Source organism: Rhizobium sp. WW_1 (assembly GCF_003610155.1).
Taxonomy (GTDB): Bacteria; Pseudomonadota; Alphaproteobacteria; order Rhizobiales; family Rhizobiaceae; genus Rhizobium; species Rhizobium tropici_A.
Genome location: NZ_RAIN01000050.1, coordinates 1 through 3387, shown reverse-complemented (window position 1 = coordinate 3387; position 3387 = coordinate 1). Strand labels below are relative to the sequence as shown.

Sequence of the window (3387 nt, the reverse complement as noted above, 5' to 3'; positions counted from 1 at the left end):
GTGCATGGGACAAGCTGCGCCCGACATGGGATTACGGCCATGCCGAGCGCGATATCAGATGAAGCGGATCAGACCGTACCGGTGGGGAACTCCGCTCTGGGGCGCACCCCGTTCTGACTACGTCGGTATTTCCAAACCCGAAAGCAACGATGCGATCAGTGCATCCGGAGCCTTAAACCGGCCCCGCCTCAGTTCCGGCGGAACAACCGCCTCGACAGCTTCCAATTTCTCGGACGGGTCCATGCGGAGGTAAACCTCCGTCGTGCGGATATCGGCGTGGCCGAGCCAGAGGGCGACCTTGCGGATGTCGTGGGTCGCCTGCAGCATGACGACTGCGCAGCCGTGCCGAAGCTGATGAGGTGAGACGCGACGGTCGCGAAGCGATACGCAGCTCCCGGCTGCTTTGACGACATACTTGTCGAGGACATACTCGAAGCCGGCGCGGGTCATCGGGTCGCCCTGAGCATTGACGAAGAGCTCCGGCACACGGACCTCGCCCCGGACACTTAACCAGGCGCGAATGTCGCGCGCAGTGTCTTTCCAGAGCGGCAGGCAGCGTTCCTTGCGGCCTTTTCCCAGAACTGTTACGCTGGCGCCGTGGCGAAGCGACAGATTTGCCGTCAAAACTCCGATCAATTCTGACACTCGCAAGCCTCCGGCGAAGCAGAGATGGATCATCGCCCGATCACGGATGCCAGATCTCGTCGTAAGGTCGGGTCCGTTCAGAATCGCTCGGACCTCTTCCATTGTGAGATGGCGAATGAGCTTCTGATCATGGCGTTTGGTCGGGATCGCATGGACCCGCCCGATCTGCTCCAGTGCGGACGGCACCTTATGCTCGAGGTAGCGCATGAACGCCTTGATGGCGGCGAGCCGCACATTGCGCGTCGACGCGCTGTTGCCGCGATCCTGTTCAATGTGAGCGAGGAAAGCCACGATCATCGGTGCATCGAGGTCTTCGATCGTGAGCAGAGACGGACGAGTGCCGAGCCGTCTTGCTGCGAAGTTGAACAGCAGCTTGAAGCTGAACGCGTATGTCTCGCAGCTTTGTGAGCTGTAACCTCGCTGTCGGGGCATGTAGTCTCGCAGGAAGCCGGTGATGAGAGGGGCGAGCTCGGTCATGCGGCCTTCTCCCCGACCAAAGCCTCTGCCGCCGCGGCGATGTCGGCCATCATCTCCGGCGTCGCCTGAAGATACCAGTATGTATTGTGGATACTGACATGACCCAGGTACGTCGACAGGGCGACGAAGTGCCTGGCAACTTCGCTGCGACCGGCGCCGCATTGTTCCAGCACCCGGGTTGCGAACGTATGACGAAGGTCATGGATGCGTGGCGGTTGACCTCGCTCCGGCGCAATACCCGCTCGTCGCAGCAGGGAGCGGAACGTACAATTGACGGTCGTCGGGTAGAGCTGTCGGTGCTGGACGGATGGGAAGAGCCAATCGCTCTCGCCTGCGCGTTGGCGCCGGACCTCAAGATAGCCTTGGAGCGCTTCCATGACGGTGGCGTGCAGCGGCACCAGTCGGCTCTTGCGGAACTTTGTTTCCCGAATGTGCAACACGCCATCGGGCAGGATGTCGTCGAGCCTGAGTGCAAGAGCTTCGGAGATGCGAAGTCCAGTAGCCGCGATCAGACCGAAGAGCGTGACATAGAGTTCGCGGCGCAGCGGATTGGGCTTTTGGAGCCTGAGATTGCCGGCAATATCGAGGATCCGGGCGATCTCGTCTTTTGTGTAGATGTAGGGCACCGGTCGATTGGTGGCCCGCTTGATATCCGCAAGCGGGATCTCGTGACGCGGATCTTCCGCATGAAGAAAGCGGGCAAACCCGATCAGGTTCGTCAGGCGATGCGCCATGGAGTTCGGCGTTTTAGCAGCCGTAGGCAACCATGTGAGAACCGTTGCAGCCCGAACGTGGCTCTCGCCCCGCTCGGATGCAAAGCGCGCGAACGCCAGAAGATGCCGTTCGGCCTTGATCAGCTTGTAACCGAGCGCTCGACGTAGACTAAGATAGCGACTGACGTCAGCGCTCAGCATGGCAACCTCCCGCCCCAAGGCTGCGCGATTTCCGACAGCAGGCCGATGTCTACCTTGGCGTACAGCGCCGTCGTTGATGGAGAACGGTGGCGCAACACTGCCCCGACGCCGGCAAGGCTTGCGCCGCTACGCAGCATCGCCGTCGCTGCCGAGTGACGCAACACATGCGCACCGCGATGGATGCTTTCAATTCCTGCTCTGTCGAGCGCGCGACGCACGATGCACTTCACGGCAATGCGGCTCAGTGGTCTGATTGGCGCGATATCCGTCAGGAACACTCGCGTCGTCGCAATGCGCGGTCTTGCCCGCTCAATATAGTCCAGTATGGCGTCGCCAACCTCTTGGGGCAGCGGCAGCCATTCCTCACGCCGAACCTTGCCGATAAGTGCTATTCGGCCATTCTTCCAGTCAATGTCGTCGAAGCTAAGAGTGCTGACTTCGCTTGCCCTGAGGCACAATCGAGCCAGCAAGAGCATGACTGCGCGATCGCGTAACCGGCTTTCGCCGTCACATGTGGCAAGGAGGCGGTCGATGTCACTTTGCGCAAGAAAGCGCGGCGTCGTCGCCAATTGCCAACTTGCGAAGTTCGGAACCGCGTGTTCCCGACCGGCGGGACATTTTCCCATTGCGACGAGATATTTGAGGTAGGCGCGCGTGGCGACGGTAATGCTCTGTGCCCAATGGCGTCCGTGCGGCTTGGCGGACTCGAGTACGAACATGCGGATTGCTGAAGCTGTGTAAGCAGCTGGATCAGCACACAAGGACGTCATAAATTTCACGAGGACGGCTTGATAGGTATCAAGAGTGGAAGCTTTGACACCGCGTTGTTCTCGCATCCACCGACGGAAAGCAGCCAATTCGGGCCAGGTCGTCCAATGAGGGGCGTTGCTCCGGCGGCAGGATGTCCAGCTCGCGAAGATATTCGACGAACAGCTTGGCAGCACCCTGTGGCGCACGGGCAGTTCTATTGCCGTGGAACACTGATGCGGAAGCGCTCAAGCCCGCGGTAAGTGTGTCGACGTCGTGGCCGGCGGCACGTACCCAATCGCCCCACAATGCCAGAAGGCGCACCACCTCCGTTATCGTCGCGGCCGAGTAATTCCGCTGGACAAGCCAGTGCTTGAAGCCGTCGACATGTGGTTGCAGCCAATTGATGCGAACATCGACGCTGCGGCGATGTCTATACTTTCGCTTTGTCACGCTATTTTCCTCGATTTGATCGTTGGTGCCGGTGAAGTCCGGCGTGTCGAACAAATCGGAGGTTTCAAATCCATTCCAGCGCTAGGCGAGCGACCTACCCGTTCTTAACTCCCCGAGAGCCAGCAAGGCAGAGGTTGGCATGTTGTCTGCT

4 protein-coding genes are annotated in these 3387 nt (G+C 60.0%); all 4 read right to left on the bottom strand.

Translation table 11 applies throughout. The features are described 5' to 3' along the window. Positions 1–117: 117 nt before the first annotated feature. A complete protein-coding gene (locus tag BJ928_RS38280) occupies positions 118–1122 on the bottom strand; it encodes a tyrosine-type recombinase/integrase (protein ID WP_047637261.1) in 1005 nt (334 codons plus the stop codon). Then, positions 1119–2036 carry a tyrosine-type recombinase/integrase gene (locus BJ928_RS38275; protein WP_047637262.1) on the bottom strand — a complete coding sequence of 306 codons (918 nt, stop codon included), beginning with the start codon at positions 2034–2036 and terminating at the stop codon, positions 1119–1121. The genes BJ928_RS38280 and BJ928_RS38275 overlap by 4 nt, the downstream gene beginning before the upstream one ends. Continuing rightward, positions 2030–2755, bottom strand: coding sequence for a tyrosine-type recombinase/integrase (locus BJ928_RS39695; RefSeq protein ID WP_245432828.1), 726 nt, complete (start codon positions 2753–2755; stop codon positions 2030–2032). Before BJ928_RS39695 ends, BJ928_RS38275 begins: the two co-directional genes overlap by 7 nt. A gap of 79 nt (positions 2756–2834) precedes the next feature. After that, on the bottom strand, positions 2835–3290 hold the full coding sequence (locus BJ928_RS39690; RefSeq protein ID WP_245432823.1) for a hypothetical protein: 456 nt from the start codon (positions 3288–3290) through the stop codon (positions 2835–2837). Between the last annotated feature and the right edge of the window lie 97 nt (positions 3291–3387).

Coding starts and splice junctions, on each gene's coding strand:
- BJ928_RS38280 (WP_047637261.1), bottom strand. CDS start 1,122: ATGACCGAGCTCGCCCCTCTCATCACCGGCTTCCTGCGAGACTACATG.
- BJ928_RS38275 (WP_047637262.1), bottom strand. CDS start 2,036: ATGCTGAGCGCTGACGTCAGTCGCTATCTTAGTCTACGTCGAGCGCTC.
- BJ928_RS39695 (WP_245432828.1), bottom strand. CDS start 2,755: ATGTTCGTACTCGAGTCCGCCAAGCCGCACGGACGCCATTGGGCACAG.